This window comes from Mobiluncus mulieris, assembly GCF_014204735.1.
In the GTDB taxonomy this organism is placed as follows: domain Bacteria; phylum Actinomycetota; class Actinomycetes; order Actinomycetales; family Actinomycetaceae; genus Mobiluncus; species Mobiluncus mulieris.
Map to the genome: position 1 here is coordinate 2,099,068 of NZ_JACHMA010000001.1, position 22,424 is coordinate 2,121,491.

The following is a 22,424-nucleotide window of genomic DNA, read 5'->3' on the forward strand; positions in this document are numbered from 1 at the left end:
TTTTTCACGTCCTGTAGGGTTTCCCCGCCGGCTCGCGGCTTTCCAATACTGTCCCGTCATAATCGTATCCGCTGGGAGCAAGCGATATAAAGACTTTACTAAGCCCCGAATCCGGCACGGGGCAAAACCCAAGGTATGACAACGTTTCTCGATACCAAAACGCGAGTTAATGTGTGTACAATTTCCGGCCGGTGCTAGTTTGCTGTATGTTTCGTCTAGGTTAATTAAAAGGAGTACTGATTTAGTGACTGGTGTGACAGATCGTAAACTTGTTATTGTCGAATCCCCGGCCAAAGCGAAAACTATCAGCCGTTTCCTGGGCAGCGACTACGATGTAGAGGCCTCGGTGGGGCATATTCGTGATTTGGCGCAGCCTTCGGATTTGCCGGCCGAGTTGAAGAAAACCGGGTACGCGAAGTTCGCGGTCGACCTGGATAACGATTTCGAGCCCTACTATGTGGTGGATGCCGACAAGAAAAAGAAAGTCAGTGACCTGAAGGCTCGACTGAAAGACGCGAGTGAACTGTTCCTGGCTACTGATGAGGATCGCGAAGGGGAGGCTATCGCCTGGCACCTGCTTGAGGTACTCAAACCCAAGGTACCGGTCAAACGCATGGTGTTCCACGAAATTACCAAGGACGCGATAGACGCGGCTTTGGCGCATCCGCGCGACTTGGATCAAGACCTGGTTAATGCCCAAGAAGCCCGCCGTATTCTGGATCGTTTGGTGGGATACGAAGTTTCACCCCTGCTGTGGCGCAAGATTCGCACGGGTCTGTCTGCGGGTCGGGTTCAGTCCGTCGCCACCCGCCTGGTGGTGGACCGGGAACGGGAACGTATCGCGTTTAAACCAGCGGAATATTGGGATCTAGTCGCGACTCTGCAAGCACCTCATGAAACGGGCGCGAACGGAATTACCGGGAGTGGTTCGAACGACCCAACCTTCGACGCGACCCTGAAAACCCTGGACGGCAAACGCGTCGCCACCGGCAAAGACCTGGGCGACGATGGCAAACTGACCCCCGCCGCCCAACGAGCCGGAGTGGTTGTGTTGAGCCAAGCCGCCGTGACCCGCCTAGGCGAAGTGTTCGGGGCGCCGGGCGCGACTTGGATCGTGACGGAAGTCGAATCGAAGCCGTATCGGCGCCGCCCCCCCGCGCCTTTCACCACGTCTTCGCTGCAACAAGAGGCCTCGCGCAAACTGCGCATGAATTCGCGCGACACGATGCGTGTAGCGCAGACCCTGTACGAAAACGGGTACATCACCTATATGCGTACCGACTCGGTAAACCTGTCCGACCAGGCAATTCACGCCGCAAGATCCTTGGCAGTGGCGCGTTTCGGGGCGGATTCGGTTCCCGCGAAACCTCGCAGGTACGAAACTAAAGCCAAGGGTGCCCAGGAAGCCCACGAGGCGATTCGGCCGGCCGGTGAACATTTCCGAGACCCCGCGTCCTTGCAGGGTACCTTGACCCCCGGCGAGTGGCGGCTGTACCACCTGATTTACCAACGGACCTTGGCGTGTCAAATGGTGGACGCCACCGGGACTACCTCTACGGTTCATGTCGAGGCACGCAACCCGGATTACCCCGACGTAGGCGAATTCGGCGCCTCTGGCACGGTTATCAGCGAGCCGGGATTTTTGGCGGCCTACCAGGAAGGACGGGATGCGACGGCGCCCGGGCAAAACCCAGACTACGCTGTTATCGACAGTGCGGAAGCGATAGAAAACGCTCCCGTGGAGCGTTTTAACCGTAGCGCCTTAAGCGGCGAAGTTGCCACGGCGGGTGATGCCGGTGGAGCGGGTACGGTTAGGGTCGCCTCGGGTACGGCGGATTCATTAGGTGCCATTTCGGAAAACGACGCCGCCGCCAAAGCGGGCGGGTCAAAGAATTCCGGGAAGCCCGCCAAGGAGCGGGAAGTCCGCCTGCCGAGGCTGGCACCTCGTGAACCCCTAAACCTGATCCACCTGGACTTTTCCAAAGAACGACAACACTTCACCACCCCCCCGGCCCGGTTTACCGACGCTACCTTGGTCAAAGCGATGGAGGAACGTGGGATTGGGCGACCCTCAACCTATGCTTCCACGATTTCCACGATTGTCGACCGGAGCTATGTCTATCGGCGCGGACAAGCCCTGGTGCCGTCGTGGCTGGCGTTTTCCGTGGTGCGGCTGCTGGAAGAAAATTTGCCGGGACTGGTGGATTTCGATTTCACCGCCGATATGGAAACCGATTTGGACAAGATTGCCGCCGGGGACGGCAACCGCAGCGCATGGCTGCGTGATTTCTGGTACGGCACCGGGCACGGCTCGGGGTTGCACGGAATCGGGCTGCAACGCGCCGTCGAGGAACTGGGTGATATCGACGCGGCCGCGTTGAACTCGGTGGATTTGGGGGAAGGAATTACGCTGCGCGTCGGACGCTACGGGCCGTATTTGCAGCGCGGCGAAGAACGCGCCTCGGTGCCGGAAACGATTGCCCCCGACGAACTGACCGTCACGAAAGCCACCGAACTGCTGGCGGCCGGCGCGGAAGGCGAACGAGTTTTGGGGCGGCATCCCCAGACCGGCTTACAAATCGTGGTGAAGAACGGGCGTTTCGGGCCGTATGTCGAAGAGGCTTTGCCGGAACCCAACGAAATCGGCGCGACTAAAACGACGAAATCGAAGCGAAAAACCAAACCGCGCACCGCTTCCCTGTTGAAAACCCAGACGATTGAGGGTTTGACCCTGGAGCAGGCCGTGGATTTGTTGAGCCTGCCGCGCGTGGTCGGGGTTGACGCCGACGGGGTCGAGATTCTGGCCGCCAACGGCCGCTACGGCCCGTATATTAAGCGCGGCACCGACACCCGGTCGCTGGAAACCGAAGCACAGCTGTTTACTTTGACGGTAGCGGAAGCCTTGGCGCTGTTGGCCGCGCCGAAGACCCGGCGGGCAAGCGGGACTTCCCAGTCAGTTATGGCCGAGTTCGGCGACGATCCGGAAACTGGGAAGCCCGTGAAGTTGAAGAACGGGCGTTTCGGGCCGTATGTGACCGACGGCACCACCAATGCTACCGTGCCGCGCGGCACCGACCCGGCAACGTTGAGCGAATCAGAAGCCTTCGAGTTGCTGGCCGCCAAGCGCGCCAAGGGGCCGGTGAAACGCCGGGCTGCGACCAAGAAGACTGCGGACAAGAAAACTGCGGACAAGAAAACTGCGGCGAAGAAGACGAGCACGGCCAAGAAAACAACCCCTAAGACCAAGGCCTAGGCAGATGGCTAGCAAAACATTTCGCTCGCTGAGCTATCCGAATTTTCGGTTGTGGTTCGTGTCAAATCTGTGCGGCGCCACCGCCGTGTGGATGCAGCGCGTGGCGCAAATCTGGGTTGTGCTGGTGGTGTTGACCAGGGGTGATGCCTTCGCCGTCGGGATTACCACGGCGCTGCAATTCATGCCGTCACTGCTGGTAGGGCTGTTCGGTGGGTCGCTGGCAGATTGGGTCAACCGCCGGAAATTCATCCAGATTACCCAACTGTGCATCTCTACCTTGGGGCTGGTTCTCGGGATGTTGATTCTGGGGGGCTGGGCGCAACTGGGACACGTGTATCTGATTGCCTTTGTCGCCGGCATGTTCGACGCGGTGGCGGTTCCGCTTAGGCAAACCTTTCTGTCTGAACTGGTGCCCAAAGATGCGATTCCCAATGCGGTGGGGCTGAACTCGACGGCATTCAACATCGCCCGGCTGATTGGACCGGGACTGGCCGGCGTGCTGATTGCCGCCATAGGAGTCGGCTGGGTTTTCGTGTTGAACTTCGTGATTTTCCTGGTGCCGATTGGGACGCTGGCGGTGATGCGCGAAGAGCATTTCTATCCGGTGGAACGCGGCGAGCGGCGGCGCGGCATGTTTATCGAGGGCTTGCGCTATGCCCATTCCCGATCGGATTTAAAGGCAATTTTCCTGTTGGTTTGCATCACCAACGCCCTGGGGTTCAACCTGCAGATGACCCAAGCCTTTATGGCCACCGAGATTTACGGGCGCGGGCCGGGGGAATACGGCCTGTTGGGCACCATGCTGGCCGTCGGGTCACTGACCGGAGCCTTGGCGGCGGCGCGGCGCACCCGCCCCCGCTTCGCCCTGGTGGTCGGCTTCGTGTTCCTGTTCGGAGTGTTCGAGGGGCTGATGGCTGTGTGCCCGAACTACTGGGTGTTCGCGCTGGCCTCGGTGCCAACGGGGTACGCGATGATAACCCTGTTGACCGGGGCAAACGCGCTGATTCAGGTGTCCACCCCGGAGACCTTGCGCGGGAGGGTGCTCTCGATTTATTTCCTGTTCAACCTGGGCTCCACCCCGCTGGGCTCGCCGCTGGTGGGTTGGGTGGGTAATCACTTCGGGGCGCGCTGGAGCCTGGGAGTGGGGGCGCTGGCGTGTATCGGGGTCGCCTTGGTGGTTTTCGCTTGGGCGATGCACACGTGGCGGGTGCGGTTGGGGTTCATGAGGCGCTGGCCGTTTTTAGAGATTAATGGGCCGCGAGAACGCTATTATCATCGGGGTCACGGCGATATTCCCGCAGTCGACCCGAAAGACCCGGGGTATACCGGTGGATCTTAGGGGTTTGGCGCGGGAATGGGAATGGCGCCTCGTGAATCCGACCGGAAACCACGGCCAGCCCCGACCCGGGATTACTGCGGATAAACCAACCGGCCGTTTTCCATAACAAATGGCTTGGCTGCACCATCATCGGCGTAGTCACGATACTTGTCAGTCAAGTAACGGTAACAATCCTGGGGACTGTCGAACTTTAAGACTTGGTAGGGTTCTTGAAACGAGACTTTCTCGACAAAGAGCCACTTGCCTCTTGTTGACACCAGCACCCCGGCATGTCCCACAAACAGATAGTTTCCATCCAAATTATCGTTAATCACCACCGTGACCACCCGGGCGCGGGCAGGGAACGTGAAAGCTTTGAGATGCGAGGCCATCTTAGCGGCGTGTGCTTTAACGTCGGTGGTTTTCGTTATTTTCACACGGGAAAACAGTTGTTTGAAATGTTGGGTGTCGGCGGCGTTGAACAGTTTCCCCGTCTGGATAGCTTCGAGGTCTTGGAACAGCAACGCGGCATCGGCGCTGCCGGCCGGAGGCGTTTTCAGCTGGCTTTTCACCAGCCCAAATGTGCTGATTCGGCAATCCACCCCAATGAATTTGCCTTTCGCTCCCTGCCAGAGTTTATCGATTTTATCCAGGTCATACTGCGGAGCAATGGGGGTAAAACCGCTGGTCAAAGACGTGTTTTGAATTGTATCATTGTAGTCTTTGACCATTGCCAGAAACTGATCCACATCCGGTTCAGGCAACACGGCTTTGAGCGCCGCAGCGGTTTCAGCCCGACTAGCTGCGTCTGCCAGGTTCGAGACCTGGTACTTTACCGGCGCGCCTTTGGAGCCGGGTTCCCCGGGCTTGTCCGCGTGGCTTGCGGACATATCGGTTTCGTTTTCGCTGGCTTGATTCGACTCGGGTTTGCGGTTTTGGTCGGTTTTGCGGTTGGTTGGGTCTCCCTTTTCATGAGGTGCCATTCCCGGATTTACGCCGTTTTTCCCGGATGGCGCCTCGTGAATCCGCGCAGCTGACCCGGCGGGAATACTGGAAGTACACCCCGAGAGTCCCACCCCGGATAAACCCAGCACCCCGATTAGTGCCAGTACCACCAGTCGCACGCCAACAAGCCGGACTCGACCCGGTGTCCCCGCCACTGGCATTCCCAATGCTGGCGCGAAACCGGGGGCGAATCCGGATTGCCAGCGCCGTGTCCCCGCGTTTTTCATGCAATTCAGGATACCGCAGTCGTGTCAACCCGGTCAGACCAATAGTGCTGCAGAATTTAGCCTCCTGGCCAGCAGCATGGCCGCCGCCACCGGCAGTTTCGCTTGGCGACCCTTCATCCAGGGAAAGTCGGTCAGCGGAACTTCCCCCGAACATAACACTTACATAACACTTAACTTCCCCAGGTGTTATGTCGGGTGGGAAGTTAAGTGTTGGGTTCATGAGGCGCTTGCCCAAATCCCTAGCCACATCCCCAAATTCAACCGACACCATCGAAATTTACGCCCAGAATCCCACTGCCCGCATCCCCGCGTGAGACACATCACGGGACTTGGCAGGCCAACGGTTCACAGCAGAATCCAATCGTAAGTCTAGAAACCACCTGAACTATGCACAGTTTCCATCAAGGCTCCGGCGGTTGTGAACGCCACAATCAGGTACACTAACGCTATTGCCAAAACGGCGGCATTGACTGTCAATAGGATTCCCCGCGCCCGACTGGAACTCAGTTTTACGGTCAAGACAATTGCGAGCACCGACAGTAGCATAGAAAATCCTGCCCCAAAAGGAACGAGCAGGGCAGATACCGCAGTCAGCGCCGAGATGAGTAGAATACGTGATTTACCCATTACTGGCTCCACAGCGCCGGTGTCTTTTCCCGTGAGGCCAGCGGTGATTGCCTCTACTGGCCCCAACTTGTCCAGCGCTTTACGGATTACTGTCTCTGGAGTGCCCCCCGATTTATCAGCGGCAAATTCGGAGACGAGATGCTCGTTCACAGACTGGCGTATCATGGTCGCCTCGTCGCTCGCGACACCCTGCAGAGCACAATCAAGATCACGAAGATAGGCATGCACTAGCGGGTGCTCCATATAATCGGTTTTCGCGGCGTTACTCATGATGCAATCCCTTCCATTAGCTTGTCTACTTTGCTGGTGAAGTCACGCCATTCAGAGCAAAAGTTGCGCAACGCGGCGTGCCCCTCGGCAGTCTGTCGATAGTAGCGCCGAGGCGGTCCTGACTCGGATTCTTCCCAAAAGGTTTCCACTAGTCCCTGTGTTCGCAACCTGGTCAGCAAGGGATACAGAGACCCGCCATGCGCTATTAACCCCTGGTCACTGAGTAAATTGGCTAGCTCCAGGCCATAGGCTGGCTTGTCGTCAAGGTGTCGCAGCACGCAGTACTCCAAAACCCCTTTGCGAAGCTGGGTAAGCATCCCACCAGCGTTTTCAGCCACCACAATGTCCTTTCTTCCCGACACGCTACTATCTTGCATTAAACACTACCTAACATTATAATCATCTGTCAACTTCCCCCTTGACCTATGTTGTAGCGTTAGGTACTATGCTGTATAAGATACCAGCTGGTGCCTCTACCCCCGAAACAAGGGAGTTAATCCATGACACGAAGTCTATTTAGAAAGCTTGCCGGATTCATTGCCGGCATGCTGGCGCTCTCATTTGCAGCAGCTGTTCCAGCAGGTGCAACTTCCCTAGAAGAAGAAGGTCGTAGCCTGCTAACCATACAGACATATGCCACTTATCTGGCCAAAGAGGCTCCAGATGTGCTGCCTAAATTTGAAGCTCTAAGTGCTTCAGACAAGGAAAGGTATCTGGAATTGCTGGCCAATCCCATTCTGTACACTGACAGGGCAGAAAATCTTGATGGTGTAACGGTTGGTGGCAATACAGCAGCAGGGCTCGGAAGAGAACTCACGGCTGCTGCGACAAGATCGACGGATCGTACGGTGGCATCCGCAGCCACGCAAAACGTCCCGTTCCCGAATGCACTATCTGGGAAGTATCCGGCGGAACTGCCGACCCGGTGAAAATAAATTGCCCGGTTTCGCCGCGCTGATCCACTTCCCGCCGCGCCGCATCCCACAACTGTGGCAGCACCTGCCATTCATCGAGCAAACGTGGGGTTTGACCCTGGAGCAGACGTGCGGGATTCAACTGTGCCAGGCTGCGATACTGGTCAAGTTGTGCGGAGTCATCAACCCGCAAAACGCTGCCTGCCTGCTGCAACGCCGTGGTGGTTTTCCCACACCACTTCGAGCCTTCCACCAAAACGGCACCCTTAGCTTCCAGACGAAACTGTAGTTCCGCATCCACCAGACGTGGTCTGTAGGCTTGCATAAAAAGCACCCCCGCAAAGTCGAAAACCAGCATATCCTTATACCTAGATTACAAGATATAACCACAGGTAACCAAGGTTTTGCCCCGGCAAATGACAATGTTTCACCCCGGGAGTTGGCAGGATTTCACCCCGGTAAATAGCGTCATATTTCTGTGCCAACATCGCCGCACTCTCGTCGAATTAGGAACTTCCCCCCGAACATAACACTTACATAACACTTAACTTCCCCAGGTGTTATGTCGGGTGTGAAGTTAAGTGTTGGGTTCATGAGGTGCTGGCTCGGGTTCCGGGCTACATGGTTGGATTCCGCCACTACTGGCGGAATCCAACGATGATTCGCTTACCTGCATCTTGAAGTGGCCTGGTTTGAATCCTTCCGACGTCCTCGCTTCTATCAAACCCATGCGAGGTGACGGGAAATCCCGAGCCTCGGGGCTATCTGCCGACTGCCCCAAACAAGTTCGAGAACACAACACCGAGCATGTGTAAAGAAATCACGGATTTTTTTACACGTCCCGACAACGTGTAAAAGCGTTTTACACATCGCGGGTAGCCGCAAAATCTTTCACTGCGGCAAAGGAGTGTTGAACAGCTCTTCTAAGTATTTGTGATTAATCAAAATGACGTGTCTGCCCACTTTTTCACGCACCACCAGCCCCATCTCTACCATGGCGGTCGCCCATTTCGCGGCGGTAGGTCGGGAAATCCCCATGGTTTCCATCAAATCCGCATACCGCAGATAGGGCTGGGTAAACAGCAAATACGCCAGGTCTCGTGCCGGAAAGCCAGTTCCGTCCAGAGACTGCACACTTTGTTCCATCAGCCCATAAATCCGGATAACCCGGGCATCAGTCCACCGGGAAGTCTGTTCCACTGCCTCGAGCATAAACTTGACCCAAGACCCCCAATCCCCGTCCTGGGTGACACCATTAAGCCGCCGGTAATATTCATCTTTGTGTTCCACAATGTACCCAGATAGGTACGTTATCGGGTGTTCCAGCAAGCCGCTGTGTACCAGATATAGCACATTCAGGATTCTGCCGGTGCGCCCGTTGCCGTCGCGGAAAGGGTGGATGGCTTCAAACTGATAATGCAACAATGCCATCTTTATCAACGGGTCTATTTCAGATTGCGCCTCATGCAAAAACTCCTCCCACCGCGAAAGGTGACTCAGCAGCGTCTGTTTGCCTTCCGGTGGCGTGTAAATCCGCTCGTGGGTGACGGGGTTGCCGATATAAGTTCCGCTGTGCGCACGGATATCAGTGGTAGTCCCGGTTACCTTGGAGCACACGAGTTTCGCGGTGTTTATGGAGAGGGGGCGGCTTTGAATCGATTGCAGCCCGGCATAGAGCGCCTCGCGATAGTTCAGGGCTTCCCGCGTTGCTGGGGTGGGGTTGGCGATGTTGCTGGCGGCACGGAACAGCTCGTCATTGGTGGTCACGATGTTTTCAATTTCGCTAGACGCGCGGGCTTCCAGCAGGGGAATGGCATGTATCAAGATACTCGGATTCGGCAGACGCTTAGCGGCGGCGTTAGCGGTGGCCAGCGCCCGCGAAGCCGCGATAGTTTGGCGCACAATCCTGGAACTAAGCAGGTTTATTGCCGGGGGGAGCGGCGGCAAATCTTGGTAGGGCTTCCCAGGGTCAACACACATACGCCTAGTTTACCGTCATTAACCGAGGATGTGTAAAGAAATCGAGGATTTTTTTACACATCCCGGCAACGTGTAAAACCGCTTTACACATAATACAGAGGTTAAAGCTATAAAAGCGTGTCTAAAAATCGGGTTTTCGCCTGGTATTCCAAGGAAAAGTCGGAGTGTCTAAGCTTTTTGGGCTTCAGCGGAACTTCCCCCGAACATAACACTTAGCTTCCCTAGGTGTTATGTCGGGTGTGAAGTTAAGTGTTAGGTTCATGAGGTGCTTGCCCAAATCCCTAGCCGCATCCCCAAATTCAACCGACACCATCGAAATTTACGCCCAGAATCCCACTGCCCGCATCCCCCCGTGAAAACCGTCGCGTCGCGCTGCGGCGCTTACCAGGCAGTGCCAGCGGGGACGCCACGCCAACGCGAGGCTGCGACAGCGCGCCAGGGGTGCGACACAAAAAGCATAAAAACCACGGTTTCCCCAGCCCAAATCCCAAACTTACGCGCAAAATCCCCAGCCCGCATCCCCACGTGTTAACCGTCGCGTCGCGCTGCTGCGGCGTGCAACGAAGTTGCATAACGCCGCAGTCACAGCGCACAGACTGCGCCAGGGGTGCGACGCAAACGAGAGGCTGAGGGGGAACGTTCTGCACGAAAGTGCAGAACGTGGGGGATACTTCCCCCTTCGCCTCTCGTGCGCGCACCCCAAGCAGTCAAGCGCAACAAATAGTTAAAAACACGCCGCAGCGCAGCAGGTTTTCACGCTAACCTCCAGCCGGAGGCCTGCTCGCGTTGCCGCCAATACCGCTGGTAGGTTCCGGGCCGTGCCAGCAGCTCTTGATGCGTCCCCACGGCCTCGACGCGCCCGTCCTCGCCCAGCACGACGACCTGGTCGGCACCAGCGATGGTTTCCATCTTGTGTGCAATAACCAACAACGTGGCGTGACGGCGCAACTCTTCCATGGCCGCAACAATATTGGCTTCATTCTCTGCATCCAAGGCGGAGGTCGCCTCGTCCAAGAGCACTATCGGGGCTTGTTTCAGCAGCGCCCTGGCCACCGAAACCCGCTGGCGTTCCCCACCGCTGAGCGCCCGCCCGCCTTCACCGACGCGGGTGGTGTAGCCTTCGGGCAGCCGCGCCACGATTTCGGTTACGCCCGCCAGGCGCGCGGCACGCTCGACTTCTTCATGAGTCGCCCCCGGATTCCCGACCAGGATATTGGCTTCTAGCGTGTCGTCGAACAGGTAAACGTCTTGGAATACCAAGGATAGCTGTTTCATGAGGTGCTCGGTGGATTGTTCGCGTACATCCAGGCCACCGACCTTTACCGAGCCTTGGTTTACCTCCCAGAAACGTGCAATCAAGCGGGAAATCGTGGTTTTCCCGGAACCCGAAGGCCCCACCAGCGCACACATAGTCCCGGCGGGAACACTAAACGATACGTCTTGCAATACGGGGCTGTCCGCATCGTATCCGAAGGTAACATGTTGCAGCTCGATAGCCCCGGTTTCCTGGCCGGGGGTTATTGTGGCGCTTTCACTGGCACTGCTCGGTTCGGGGGATGGGGAAACAACGGCGGGGTTTCCAGCTGGCGCCTCATGAACCCGGACGGAACCAGAAACAGGCTTATTACCAGGGATTTCAGGCTTATTGGTGGCGGCACAACCGGCGGATTCCCCGCCGGGTTCGGGCAGTTCGGGAGCATCCAGAATCTCTTGGGTTTCAGTCAAGAGGTGGCGGCGATCCTCGATGCCGATAATCGAAGTGCCGATGTCTTCGATAAACGTCACGAATCGCAGGGAAATACCGATGAACGCCACGGTTTCTACCGGTTCCATCACGCCGCCGATGGCCAGCGACCCGGCGATTACTATCATCGCTACCAACACGATTTGGGCGAAAGCCCCGGTAATCAGGTTCGCCAACAGCGACCACCACAGGTTTTTGCGCCCCTGTCGCTCGTTTTCCGCTACCGCGAGTTGCAACAGCTCGAAGTCAGCCCCGACTCCGGCGGCTCGCAGTGTGCCTTGGCAGGTGGCGAATTCGACTAGCCGGTTGGCCAGTTCAACTTCGGCGGGTTTGGCCGCTCTGTCCCCGCGTTGCTTGCAATACTGCGAGGCTCGTGCCAGTCCCCAATACACGGGAATCGCCACCAGCAGTGTCAGCCCCAGGCGCCAATCCCAGAAGAACGCGCCGACCAGGATGGTCAGCAGGGATGCCACCGAGGTGCCCATCTGCCACAGTTGATGCGCCATAATCTCGCCCAGTTGCATCAGTTCGTTGGACACCAGCCGCGAAAACCGTCCGGCGGTGCCCGGGCGGAACCACCCCAGCGGGATACGCGCGATTTTATCGCCGATAATCCGGTGTACCGACTGGATGAAATCGAGGGCGGCGTAAAAGACTTTCATGGACATGACGTAGTCCAGGATGGCTCCCGCCACGGCAACGATTGCGAATACTACCAGCCAGCCGGTGATTCCCAAGCCCCAGACGGGCTGGGCTTTGGCCAGCGCGGTCGCAGCCGGCAGCAGCAGCACCAGGGCAACACCTTGAAAGACACCCTTGGCTATGGCCAGGTTTCGTGACTGGTTCACGTAGGGCAAGCCGCGTTCGGATATGGTGCGCCGGTAAAACTGATAGGCAGAAGACAGCGTATTTTTCTTGGTTTCTTTGGGGTTAGCGGTAGACGTGGTTGACGGTTTCGCGGCACTGGTCGCGCTGGTCGGGTCGGCCGCGCTGGTCGTGTTGGTCTGGGTGTTTGGGTTTTGCGGGTTCATGCGTGGCTCCCTTCACTCGGGGTGGCGGGTCTTTCGGTTGCGGTCGGGATGGCGGCTGGCGCCTCATACACCCCGTCGTCCTCGTGGTAGCCGGCCAACTGCAGGATTTTCTGGTAGTGGGGTTCATGAGTCGCTAGTAGCTGTGTGTGCGTCCCGCAGGCCACCAATCGGCCGTGATCCATAACTGCGATTTGCGCCGCGCCGAGAATTGAGGCGGGGCGATGCGCCACCGCCAACACGGTGCGCCCGCGCGCCAGGTTAGACAGCGCGGCTTGGATTTCGGCTTCGCAATCCGGGTCGGACATGGCGGTGGCCTCATCCATGACCAAAATAGGGGTATCGGCCAAGATGGCGCGGGCAATGGCGATGCGTTGTGCCTGGCCACCCGACAGGTTCGTGTCCACCCCGATGACGGTGTCGTAGCCCTTGGGCAGACTCTGGATGTAGTCATCGATTTGCGCCGCCCGGGCTGCCGCGCGGATATCATTTAAGGAAACAGGCTTATTATCTGCGCCGATACCGCTAAATCCGAGTGCGATATTGTGGGCAATCGTGTCGCGCAACAGTTGCGGGTCTTGTAATACGAAGGACACCAACCGATAGAGCTCCCGGCTGGGGATTTCGCGCAGGTCAACCCCGCCGATAGTGACCGCCCCGGAATCCGGGTCAGCGAAGCGTGCCAGCAGGGTCGCCAAGGTGGATTTTCCGGAACCCGAGGGTCCTACCAGCGCGGTTACCGTGCCGGGTTGCAGTTCCAGGCTGACGTTGTCCACGGCCAAAACCTCGCCGTAGCTAAAGGATACATCCCGAAAAGCGACTTCGAAAGACCTTGGGATTCGCGGGGTCGTAAACCGGGGTTTAGACTGGCCAGCAAGCGATATATCATTGACGTGGTTGACAGATTTCTGGGACTTGGACGTGCCCGCCATGGTGGTTTCGCCCGCCACCCCGGCCAGCCCCTCATGAATCGGGGAACCAACCTCGGGCAACACCGGCGTGTCCAGCGTGTCTTGCAAACGCAACGCGGCCGCCCCCGCGATTTGATAAACCCAAGTACCCATCGAGAGTACCTGCAGCGAATAGGGCACCAACAGGGCAATCAGGGTCGTGGCCAACACGTCCACGGCGCTGACATACCCGGCTTGCACCAGCAGCCACCCCCCACACAGGTTCACAAACAGCAACACCGCAATCGAAACCACCGAAAGCGCCACCGCGTTACCCGTCAACAGGGGTTTACACCACCCGACATAAAAGTCCGCGAATTCCTTGGCGGCCTTAGCGTAGCGCGAGTGGGCGTGGCCGACCCGCCCGAAAGCCTTGACCACCGCCAGGCCGGTGACGAATTCAACCATGGTGGCACCCACATTGCCCAGCTTGGTGTCCATTTCCGCGGTTTTCGGCCCCATGTCGCGCATCATAACCCAATACAACAAGGCGAAAACCGGCAGCGTCGCGATGGACAGCAGCCCCAGGCGCCAGTCGATAATAAAGGCATAAACCAGCAGGCTCAGCGGCATTACCACCGCCGAGGTGACCTCTACCGGGGCGTGGGCAACCAGCATGTGCAACTGTTTGGTGTCATCTTGGACGGCTTTGCGGACTTTCCCGGAGTTCGTGGCCGTAAACCAAGACAGGGGCGCATGGGCGATGCGATCCAACAGTTGTGTTTGAATGTGGCGGCTTAGACGCACATCCGCGAAGTGTGTCATTGCGAGTGCCAGCATATAGATGCCCACTCGCGCCAGATAGGCGTCAATCAGCAGCCCGAGGATAAACCAGACTTGCCCAGAATCGACCGGAGTGTGGGTCTGGAAGGCCGTAAGCAGCAAAGCTCCCAGGTGCACCAACGCCACATAGGGCGCGACCGCGAGCACCCCGGAGATGGCCGCTAAAACCCGCGCCGCCAGCATGGTACCGGCTACGGGACGAGTGATTTTTTTCAAGGCGGCTTGCCCGGAGTGATGTTTGGCCGCATCCGTATCGACCGGCGTTATGGTCGCATCGTCGTCGAACAGGAGGTTTGGTTCCGAAGATTCGGTTTCAGCGGTTTCAGTAGTTTCAGTCGTCATAATCCATTCCTAGAACGTCGTTCTAATTTCAGACCCTCTTAGCATAGCGCAAAATTTAGGATATCCTAAGCCACCAGGTAGCTTTATTCCCCGGCTGTGGCTCAGCTCCGAGATTCAGCTCCGGGCAACTGCCCCTATGCTTTACCTGGACTACACTGCACCTCGCCCAGCCGGCAGGGAGGCTAAGCTTTAAACGTGAGCAACGCAAACCAGGGGTCAACACCGGGCGGCAATCCCGGCGACATGCGCCGCCCCGGCCAGCACCTCATGAACTGGGTGACCCGACGATTGCGACCCACCAACCTGACCCGCTACGCCACCCAAACCCGCAACCGGGTCTGGCGAGTCGCTTTTGCACTCGCCTTCGCTGCTCTCGCCACCACCACCGCCCGCGTGGCACTCGCCACCGTGCGCGGCCAAAACCTGGACGGCGCGACCCGTTTTGCCCTGTCGCGCGGCAAGCACCTGTTTCGCGGGGCGGATGCGATGGCACTCGACTCGATTTCTATGAAAGCCCTGGTGGCGCTGACCGTCGCTGTGTTCCTGGTGGCGTTGTTGCGCCGTCGCTGGCAGTTGGGGGCACGAGTCGCCCTGCTGGTGGCGGGGGCGAATCTGAGCACCCAGGTGTTGAAGCACTGGGTGTTGCACCGCCCTGACCTGGGGGTTGATTATGCCGGGCTCGCGAATTCGCTGCCCAGCGGGCATTCCACCGTGGCGATGAGTGCCGCCCTGGGGATTATGCTGGTCGCGCCGCTGCGGGCGCGCTCGATGGCCGCGTTTTTAGGCTGGGCGACCGCCAGTTTTGTCGGGGTTTCGGTAATGTTGAACGAGTGGCACCGCTTGTCGGATGTGCTGGTGGCATTTTTGGTAGCGGGGATTTGGGGGGTGCTGTTGGCGCCGCGCGAGCGGGTCGGGCGGCGTTTCGGGCATCTGCATCGGGTTATGCTGGTGGGTTCGGCGGTGGCTGCATTAGGTGGTATCGGGATGCTGGCGTTGGCCTGGGTTCGCGTCGGCGCGACTCCCCTGGGGGAGCCAGCGTTGCGCGGATTGGCCGCGGGGGATTTCGGGTGGCTCGCGACCGGGGCATCCACCGCGCTGATTGTGGGGCTGAGCGGCTTGATTCTAGCGATTGTCAACACCCAGGCTCGCGCCTCATGAACCTTAACCCAACCCTAAACCGAACCCTAAACCCAACCCTAAACCGAACCTTACACCTTGGTTAGGTAGGTTAAGGGTAGGTTTAAGGTTCGCGCCACCACCGCTACCCCCTAGGTCAGGCGGTAGCGGCTGTTGCGAGTTCAGAAAGGAGCACGCCGACGGCAGGGGCGAAGGCTTCGGGTTCTAGCAGCAGCGACACCGAAACCACGCCCGGAAAAGGCATATCAAAGAAATACCCGGGTTGCACCGTGATGCCGTGCCTGGAAATCAGGCTGGCGACTAATGAATCCTCGTCCACCACCGCCGGGAACCGCAGCAGCGCATTCCACCCGCCCTCCGGGGCGAGCACCGTCACCGTTCCCGTAGGTTCCCCCGCCACCAGTTCCCGCAAGGCCGCCAGGTTTTCCTGGCAGCGTCCCCGCACCCGCGCGGTTTGCGCCGAAACCTCCGCGAGCCACTGAGGCAGCCGCGCGGCCAACACGTCGGAAAACGGCAGGTAGGCGTCGGCAATCCAATCCAGGCGCGCCTGGGCCGCCGCCACCAAATCCTCTGGCCCGGAAACCTCAATCCACGCGACTTTCGCGCCGGGCGCCGCGAGGTTTTTCGACATCCCATCCAGTGCGAAGGTCAGCACGCGGGTTTCGCCGGCCAGGCGGCGCGGGTTGGCGCAGGTCGCCGGGGGTTCATCAGGTGCTATTCGCGGTGGGGCCGCGTCACCCGCCGGTAACGGTTTCGCGGCGGGTTCACGAGGTGCCAGCCCGGCATCCAGCCAATAGTCGAAAAAGACCTCGTCGGCAATCAGGGGTATGTCCTGGGTGGCGGCGTAGGCCACGAGGGCTTCACGCTCGAAATCATGGACATATGACCCGGTGGGGTTATTGGGGTTTATCGCCACAATCGCGGCGAGCCGAGACTGCGGACTAGGCTGGTCTGAGTCGGTGGCACGAGCACCGCGAGTCGCATCCACACCTTGACCAGCACCCAGCCGAGAATCTGGGGTCGGCGCGTTTACTTCGGATGGCGCCTCGTGAACGGGCGCAGCGAAATCCGCGAGATTCAGCTCCCAGCGGCCCACCCATTCCAGCGGATAGGGGGCGACCCGCGCGGACTCGAGGCGGGCGATTTCCGCCACCAGGGGATATCCGGGGGTTGGCGCCAACACCGTGTCGCCGGGGTCGCAAAACAGTTTCATCAGCCACGAATACCCCTGTGACGTGGAGCTTAACAGGTACAGGCGCTCGGGGTCGACCTCGCGGTTGTCGCGGCGGGTCAGGAAGTCGGCTAGGAGTTCACGAGTCGCCAGGGGGCCACGTGGCGTGGCCTGATATACCGGCAAATCCGGGCGCCCCAGCCCGTGGCGGGTCGGGTTGGAATCGGCCAGGCGCACCAGGTGTTGCCCGCGCGCCGCCGCTGCGCGTTCAGCCTTGGTCACCGCATTGGGAGCCCCGAGTTCCGTCCGCTTCGAAAACTTCACCCCTTCATCCTAAACCCTGGCAAAAACTAGTGAAAAGATTGATTTTGCCGTAAAAAAATCGCCCCAAATCGCAAAAATTCTCACTAATTTCTGCCATCCTCCAAAGTTACGAGCCCCGACTGCATCCCGTAACCCCGGTTTTCACCGCTCACCATCCGGACATACGCCCAAAATCCCGGCCCGCCGCTATCCAGCAAACATTTGGCTCCCCGGCGTGTCTTACTCCCTGCGCCGACGCTAGAGTAAGCGAAGGTGGCGCAGTGGAATGCGCAGCGCAGCGGGACTGGGGGGTGAAACTTTTGCGTAAGCAAAAGTTGAGGGGGTGCTCCCCCTTCCCGTCCCGCTAGCGCGCATCCACGAGCCACCGCAGCGGCACGACGCGCGGTGCCGCGAGACACGCCGAGGGGGTCGCGTGTGACAATTTTCACATGCCGCTTCAAATCCCAGGTGGCACCTCATGAGCGCGCATCCCTACCACCTTCCAACCACTATATATTGTGGTCTAATTGAAAACACACCCAAGATGTAGTTGATTTTCTGTCAAACTCGCCTAGAGTAGTAACCCGATGCTCTAAGTCAGAGAGCGCAGAGAAAAGAAAAAATTATGGAGAGAGAACCTATGAAGCAAGCAAAGGACGGCGCTGAACGTCACCTGATTGACCCGATTGAAACCGTGGACGAATACTTGGATCGTGCGGACTGGCGAGTGAATGCCAACGCCAACCAGGGGTATTCGGTCGGCGGGTTGATTCTGAACGCGGCCGGCAAGATGGTGGCCAACTACTGGTTGGACAATGTTTACAGCCCCGAGGCCGGCGAAGCACACCGTGACGGCGACTTCCACATCCACGACCTGGACATGTTTAGCGGGTATTGCGCGGGCTGGTCGCTGAAACAACTGTTACAACAGGGCTTCAACGGGGTTACCGGGGCAATCGCCTCAAACCCGCCGAAACATTTCTCCTCCGCCTGCGGCCAGATTGTGAACTTCCTGGGCACGCTGCAAAACGAATGGGCTGGTGCCCAGGCATTTAGCTCCTTCGACACTTACATGGCTCCCTTCGTGCGCCTGGACAACATGACCTACGAGGAAGTCAAACAACAGATGCAAGAACTGATTTACAACCTGAACGTGCCCAGCCGGTGGGGATCACAGTGCCCGTTTACGAACCTGACCTTCGACTGGACCTGCCCCGATGATCTCAAGGACGAAGTGCCTTTCATTGGCGGGGACGTGTGCGATTTCGCTTACGGCGACCTCCAGGCGGAGATGGACATTATCAACCGCGCCTACATGGAGGTCATGACCGCCGGGGACGCGAATGGGCGCGTGTTCACTTTCCCGATTCCGACCTATAACATGACCAAGGATTTCGACTGGGATTCCCCCAACGCGGATTTGCTGTTCACGATGACCGCGAAATACGGCCTGCCGTATTTCCAGAATTTCATTAACTCGGAGCTCGACCCCGGCCAGATTCGCTCTATGTGCTGCCGCCTGCAGCTGGATCTGCGCGAGCTGGTCAAGCGCGGCAATGGCCTGTTCGGTTCGGCCGAGCAAACCGGTTCCATCGGCGTGGTGACCATTAACCTGGCTCGGCTGGGATACCTGTACAAGGGCGACGAAGCCGGCTTGGTTAAGCGTCTGCGCGAGCTGGTTGCCCTGGGTTCGCAGACCTTAGAGGCCAAACGTGAAATCATCCAATACCATATGGATCACGGCTTGTTCCCCTACACTAAACGCTATCTGGGAACCTTGGACAATCATTTTTCGACCATCGGCGTCAACGGTATGAACGAGATGATTCGCAATTTCACCGATGATGCTTATGACATCACCGACCCGCGCGGACACGAAATGGCCATGCGGATTCTGGACGGGGTGCGCGACCAGATGGTGGAACTCCAGGAAGCCACCGGGCACATGTACAACCTGGAGGCCACCCCGGCCGAGGGCACGACCTATCGTTTGGCCAAGGCTGACCGTAAACGCTTCGGCGATAAAATCATCCAGGCCGGCACCAAGGACAACCCGTATTACACGAATTCTTCCCAGTTGCCGGTCGGTTTCACCAACGACCCGTTCTTGGCCGAGGAACTGCAAGAGGAGCTGCAAACCAAGTACACCGGCGGCACCGTGTTGCACCTGTACATGGGCGAGGCGGTTTCCAGCGCCCAGGCGTGCAAGCAACTCGTGAAACGTTCCCTGACTACCTGGCGCACGCCCTATATCACGATTACCCCAACGTTCTCGATTTGCCCGTCCCACGGGTATCTCTCGGGCGAGCACTTCACTTGCCCGCAGTGCGAGGCCGCCGGGGAACACCAGGAATGCGAGGTGTGGACGCGGGTGATGGGGTATTTCCGCCCGGTACAGTCCTTTAACATTGGCAAGAAGGGCGAGTACGCCGAGCGCGTCAGTTTCAGCGAGTCCGCGGCCGCGACCCACGGCGAGTTACACTCGCACCTGTTGGAAAAGACCTCGGGCGAGCCGGCGCTGGTTTAGTTCGCCTGGTTTAGTTCGCTGCGCCACGTTTCGGGTGTTTCGGTTTTGGATTCATGAGTTGCCTCTCGGCATTCTGGTGGGGGGGCGCGACGTAACCGCCGCACCCCCCCACCAGGCTTAGCGTCGAAAACCCACCCCAAATAGGGTTGGCGCTGACTCTGTCAGCGCAATCCTGAGCTTAGAGATAGAGCCTTTTTGTGGGTTGGTTGGGTCGGCCTCGAGGCCGACCCAACCAACCCACACCGGGTGTGGCGTGGCTCCGGCCACGCCACACCCTCTCGCCGCTAAATCCCTAATTCCAACAACAGTAAGGAAGCGACCGTGTCAGATACCGGCCTTGTTATCGCGGGTTTAACCCCGTTTTCCACGGTGGATTGGCCGGGGAAACTCGCCGCTGTCGTTTTTCTCCAGGGTTGCCCGTGGAATTGTGGTTACTGCCAGAATTTCGCGATTATTGACCCGAAAGCCCCCGCCCAGGTTCCCGAATCCGAGTTGTGGAGCCTGCTGGAACGCCGCGCGGGTCTGTTGGATGGGGTGGTGTTTTCCGGCGGGGAGCCCACCCGCCAGCCCGCCTTGCTGGAGGCCGCGCGGCGCGCCAAACAGCTCGGTTTCCAGGTGGGGTTGCATACCGGTGGGGCGTATCCGCGTCGGCTGGCGGCTTTGCTGGCGCAAAACCTGGTGGATTGGATTGGCCTGGATATTAAGGCGCTGCCGCAAAACTACCCGCAAGTGGTGGGATTGGGACAGACGCAACCAGCGACCGCGACCCCCACCAAATCAAGCGCGTCCACCGCTAAGCTGCGTCTGTCGATACCACCCCTGAATAAAGCCGGGCAAAGTGCCTGGGAGTCCCTCGACATGGTGGTGGGGGCATACCAGGAGGGGACGCTGGCTAATTACGAGGTGCGTATCACGGTTTCCCCTGGTCACGACCTTGATGATACCAATCCTGAAACTCTGGTACCACTCGCGGAGGCTTTACGGCAACGCGGGGTACAGACCCTGGCGGTGCAACAGGCGCGCCCCGACGGGACTCGTCCAGAGTTCGCCAGTCGCTACGAGTTGCCTGGGGCGCGCGATTTTGCCGCTGACTTGACCGCCGCCGCGAGCCGTGTGAAATCCCTGGGATTCCAACACTTTACCTATCGCGGAGTTTAGTTGCGAATACATAAGCCATATGATATAATTGCGCCCCGGATAAATCCCCAGGTCACAGGCTTGTCTCGATGTCAAGGTTTCTCAATAAGGTGGTTATGTGTCCATAACCAGAAAATCCGCGCCGCCACGCCGATATGTGGAATAATGGGCAACGGAAAGGACTTCCATGAGTGATATGAATCAGAAAAAACGAGCTTCAGATCCCACGACCCCCGCCACCGAGTTGCAGCAACTGGCCACCGATCCTGACTTGCGCCCGCTCATTGCCAAGAACCCCGCTGCCTATCCCGAACTGCTCGCATGGCTGGCTTCAAAGAACGAGCCGGCCGTCACCGCCGCGCTGCAGGAACGCGAAGCCATGTCGCCCTCCCTTTCAGTGTTTCCCATTCATGAGGTGCCATCCGCAGAGACGACTCTTTCCAATGATGCACCACTAGTTTCAGGGGAAACGCCGGACACGCCACACAACCCCGTTGCGCCATCCCCTGATTCTGAAACCCCGGATTCAGGCTCCCCAATGCCCGAGGAACCCAACACCCAGTCCGCCCCGCAAAGAACCTCGATTCTGGGCGGGTACACGGCTGGCGCAACACCGGACAACCACCCGGATGCTACCACCATTTTACCGGCGCAAGATTCAGATCACGCGGGAAATCCACCCCGTGATACAGAATCCACCGCCGCTGCGGGTACCGCCGCGACGGCCGAAACCGGCACCCCAAATTACCCCGATGCCAGCGCAACCGCAGCGCCCCTCGCAACAGCGGGTGGCGAAACCGCCGGTTACTATCCCACGAACCTCGAAGTCCCCACCCCCACAGCAAGCCCCGCCTCCCCCAATACTCCCGCCGGATACGTCGCTAATTCCACTGGCTCCTATGCCCCGGGAACTCCAGGTGTCCCCGGAACCTACGTCGCCCCTGGCACTCCGGCTGGGGCTCCACCGGCGTACCCCGCTCCCGCCGGATACGCTCCCGGTGCTCCCGGTGCGTATCCCACCTATCCCACCGCCGGTTCTGTTCCAGTGATGGCCATGCCCGCTGCGGCCGCCCAGAAATCTAAATCCAACACGGTTTTGTGGGTAATCTTTGCCGTGTTGCTGGCGGCAGTGGTTGGACTGGCGGTAGTGGTGCTTATGACCTTCCTGGGAACCACATCCGAGACCGCCGCACCCAAGGAAACCACCACTACCCAGACCACCGATGAAGCTCCCGCCAAGGCGAAGGACGGGGACAAAGACAAGGACGCGAACAAAGATAAAGACGATAAAAGCCAGAAACCCAAGGAACGCGAAGTCCGCTTCCCCGCACCCGCCGGCGCCCAGTCAGCCACCACTTTCACAACGAAAACCGGCAACACGACCTGTTCCGCTTCCGGGAATACCCTGACCTGCGCCGTCAAGGATCACGAAGCCCAAATCGGGAATTGTGACTCCCAGACTTCCGCCGTGGTAACCATACAGGATGGGAATCCTGAAATCTCTTGCCAAATGAAGGAACAGTATTCCCCTGGCGGCGTGGTTCCGGACTACAACCAGTCCGTGAACCTGGGTGATTTCGTATGCACCTCGCTATATGACTACACCGAGTGTTGGAATATCTACACCGGTGCAGGTTTCCAACTCGCCCGTCAAATGTACCAATCGGTACAACACTAGGGTCGTGTTACCCGATAAAAACCGCCTCGA

14 protein-coding genes are annotated in these 22,424 nt (G+C 58.7%); 6 read left to right on the forward strand and 8 right to left on the reverse strand.

The genetic code is table 11. The annotated features are described in order from the left end of the window. Positions 1 to 244: 244 nt before the first annotated feature. Together topA and F4555_RS09315 are read left to right on the forward strand one after the other, a co-directional pair. Positions 245 to 3,253 (forward strand): type I DNA topoisomerase, encoded by a 3,009-nt coding sequence (topA, locus tag F4555_RS09310; RefSeq protein ID WP_115325720.1) that lies wholly within the window; start codon positions 245 to 247, stop codon positions 3,251 to 3,253. A gap of 4 nt (positions 3,254 to 3,257) precedes the next feature. After that, positions 3,258 to 4,592 (forward strand): MFS transporter, encoded by a 1,335-nt coding sequence (locus F4555_RS09315; RefSeq protein WP_115325719.1) that lies wholly within the window; start codon positions 3,258 to 3,260, stop codon positions 4,590 to 4,592. 71 nt (positions 4,593 to 4,663) lie between these two features. Here the strand turns inward: F4555_RS09315 and F4555_RS09320 are convergent, their stop codons facing one another. The 7 genes from F4555_RS09320 to F4555_RS09350 all read right to left on the reverse strand — a co-directional run bounded on the left by F4555_RS09320 (position 4,664) and on the right by F4555_RS09350 (position 14,441). Then, the gene (locus tag F4555_RS09320; RefSeq protein WP_115325718.1) at positions 4,664 to 5,803 is read right to left on the reverse strand and encodes a DUF4300 family protein; all 1,140 of its coding nucleotides are present in this window, start codon (positions 5,801 to 5,803) and stop codon (positions 4,664 to 4,666) included. A gap of 369 nt (positions 5,804 to 6,172) precedes the next feature. Beyond that, entirely contained in the window at positions 6,173 to 6,700 is a 528-nt protein-coding gene (locus F4555_RS09325; RefSeq protein ID WP_115325717.1) for a hypothetical protein, read from the reverse strand. Further along, complete coding sequence (locus tag F4555_RS09330; protein ID WP_115325716.1) at positions 6,697 to 7,077, reverse strand: PadR family transcriptional regulator; 381 nt, start codon at positions 7,075 to 7,077, stop codon at positions 6,697 to 6,699. Before F4555_RS09330 ends, F4555_RS09325 begins: the two co-directional genes overlap by 4 nt. A gap of 436 nt (positions 7,078 to 7,513) precedes the next feature. After that, the gene (locus tag F4555_RS09335; protein ID WP_260400001.1) at positions 7,514 to 7,939 is read right to left on the reverse strand and encodes an AAA family ATPase; all 426 of its coding nucleotides are present in this window, start codon (positions 7,937 to 7,939) and stop codon (positions 7,514 to 7,516) included. Between the two features lie 566 nt (positions 7,940 to 8,505). Then, positions 8,506 to 9,594: a Fic family protein gene (locus F4555_RS09340; protein ID WP_115325714.1), complete on the reverse strand. Its 1,089-nt coding sequence runs from the start codon at positions 9,592 to 9,594 to the stop codon at positions 8,506 to 8,508. 753 nt (positions 9,595 to 10,347) lie between these two features. Further along, on the reverse strand, positions 10,348 to 12,369 hold the full coding sequence (locus tag F4555_RS09345; RefSeq protein ID WP_115325713.1) for an ABC transporter ATP-binding protein: 2,022 nt from the start codon (positions 12,367 to 12,369) through the stop codon (positions 10,348 to 10,350). Next, on the reverse strand, positions 12,366 to 14,441 hold the full coding sequence (locus F4555_RS09350; protein WP_115325712.1) for an ABC transporter ATP-binding protein: 2,076 nt from the start codon (positions 14,439 to 14,441) through the stop codon (positions 12,366 to 12,368). The genes F4555_RS09345 and F4555_RS09350 overlap by 4 nt, the downstream gene beginning before the upstream one ends. Positions 14,442 to 14,636: 195 nt before the next feature. On the opposite strand from F4555_RS09350, the gene F4555_RS09355 reads away from it, so the two are divergent. After that, on the forward strand, positions 14,637 to 15,599 hold the full coding sequence (locus tag F4555_RS09355; protein WP_004014075.1) for a phosphatase PAP2 family protein: 963 nt from the start codon (positions 14,637 to 14,639) through the stop codon (positions 15,597 to 15,599). A 115-nt stretch (positions 15,600 to 15,714) separates the two neighbouring features. Here F4555_RS09355 and F4555_RS09360 read toward each other — a convergent pair whose 3' ends face one another. After that, positions 15,715 to 17,073 (reverse strand): pyridoxal phosphate-dependent aminotransferase, encoded by a 1,359-nt coding sequence (locus F4555_RS09360; RefSeq protein WP_115325711.1) that lies wholly within the window; start codon positions 17,071 to 17,073, stop codon positions 15,715 to 15,717. 601 nt (positions 17,074 to 17,674) lie between these two features. On the opposite strand from F4555_RS09360, the gene F4555_RS09365 reads away from it, so the two are divergent. The 3 genes from F4555_RS09365 (at position 17,675) to F4555_RS09375 (ending at position 22,394) form a co-directional block, all read left to right on the forward strand. Next, positions 17,675 to 19,579 carry a ribonucleoside triphosphate reductase gene (locus F4555_RS09365; RefSeq protein WP_255312919.1) on the forward strand — a complete coding sequence of 635 codons (1,905 nt, stop codon included), beginning with the start codon at positions 17,675 to 17,677 and terminating at the stop codon, positions 19,577 to 19,579. A gap of 321 nt (positions 19,580 to 19,900) precedes the next feature. After that, complete coding sequence (locus F4555_RS09370) at positions 19,901 to 20,737, forward strand: anaerobic ribonucleoside-triphosphate reductase activating protein (protein WP_115325710.1); 837 nt, start codon at positions 19,901 to 19,903, stop codon at positions 20,735 to 20,737. Positions 20,738 to 20,903: 166 nt separating this feature from the next. Next, a complete protein-coding gene (locus F4555_RS09375; protein ID WP_115325709.1) occupies positions 20,904 to 22,394 on the forward strand; it encodes a variant leucine-rich repeat-containing protein in 1,491 nt (496 codons plus the stop codon). The last annotated feature ends 30 nt before the right edge of the window (positions 22,395 to 22,424 follow it).

What these genes read in the sequence shown, in the direction of transcription:
- F4555_RS09315 (WP_115325719.1), top strand. Translation starts at nt 3,258, where the DNA reads ATGGCTAGCAAAACATTTCGCTCGCTGAGCTATCCGAATTTTCGGTTG.
- F4555_RS09320 (WP_115325718.1), bottom strand. Translation starts at nt 5,803, where the DNA reads ATGAAAAACGCGGGGACACGGCGCTGGCAATCCGGATTCGCCCCCGGT.
- F4555_RS09325 (WP_115325717.1), bottom strand. Translation starts at nt 6,700, where the DNA reads ATGAGTAACGCCGCGAAAACCGATTATATGGAGCACCCGCTAGTGCAT.
- F4555_RS09330 (WP_115325716.1), bottom strand. Translation starts at nt 7,077, where the DNA reads ATGCAAGATAGTAGCGTGTCGGGAAGAAAGGACATTGTGGTGGCTGAA.
- F4555_RS09335 (WP_260400001.1), bottom strand. Translation starts at nt 7,939, where the DNA reads ATGCAAGCCTACAGACCACGTCTGGTGGATGCGGAACTACAGTTTCGT.
- F4555_RS09340 (WP_115325714.1), bottom strand. Translation starts at nt 9,594, where the DNA reads ATGTGTGTTGACCCTGGGAAGCCCTACCAAGATTTGCCGCCGCTCCCC.
- F4555_RS09345 (WP_115325713.1), bottom strand. Translation starts at nt 12,369, where the DNA reads ATGAACCCGCAAAACCCAAACACCCAGACCAACACGACCAGCGCGGCC.
- F4555_RS09350 (WP_115325712.1), bottom strand. Translation starts at nt 14,441, where the DNA reads ATGACGACTGAAACTACTGAAACCGCTGAAACCGAATCTTCGGAACCA.
- F4555_RS09375 (WP_115325709.1), top strand. Translation starts at nt 20,904, where the DNA reads ATGAGTGATATGAATCAGAAAAAACGAGCTTCAGATCCCACGACCCCC.